This is a genomic window from Schinkia azotoformans LMG 9581 (genome assembly GCF_000307855.1).
Classification (GTDB): Bacteria; Bacillota; Bacilli; order Bacillales; family Bacillaceae_J; genus Schinkia; species Schinkia azotoformans.
In genome coordinates this window covers 1-644 of sequence record NZ_AJLR01000088.1, presented here as the reverse complement: position 1 = coordinate 644, position 644 = coordinate 1, and the positions used below count along the sequence as shown (strand labels likewise).

At 43.5% G+C, this 644-nt stretch carries 1 protein-coding gene; it reads left to right on the top strand.

Annotated elements, in window-relative coordinates; all coding sequences use genetic code 11:
* On the top strand, positions 1–644 hold a 644-nt coding region (locus BAZO_RS10830; RefSeq protein ID WP_003331545.1), incomplete at both ends, for a DNA gyrase subunit A.

The following is a 644-nucleotide window of genomic DNA, read 5'->3' as shown; positions in this document are numbered from 1 at the left end:
GTTTCTGTCGATCATGTAGAGACAAGTACAATATCATTCAGGAGCGGGCGCTACCCGACATCCGTGATGGTTTAAAACCCGTACAGCGTCGAATTCTTTATTCGATGAACAAAGACGGAAATACCTTTGATAAGTCCTACCGTAAGTCAGCCAAATCGGTCGGGAACGTCATGGGTAATTTTCACCCACACGGTGATAGCTCAATTTATGAAGCGATGATTCGGATGAGTCAAGACTGGAAAATGGGCGAACCTTTAATTGAAATGCACGGGAATAACGGTTCGATGGATGGTGATCCACCTGCCGCAATGCGTTATACCGAAGCTCGTCTTTCAGAAATTTCTGGATACCTGTTATCAGATATTGAGAAAGATACCGTAAGTCAGGCTTGGAACTTTGATGATACAGAGAAAGAACCAACCGTTTTACCAGCTGCTTTTCCAAATCTTTTAGTCAATGGTTCAACCGGGATATCAGCCGGTTATGCCACAGATATTCCACCCCATAATCTTGGCGAAGTCATTGATGCAACCATTCATATGATTGACCACCCTAAAGCTGATGTAGAAAAAATCATGGAATTTTTACCTGGACCCGATTTTCCTACTGGCGGAATCATTCAAGGGAAAGGTGAAATCAGAGGG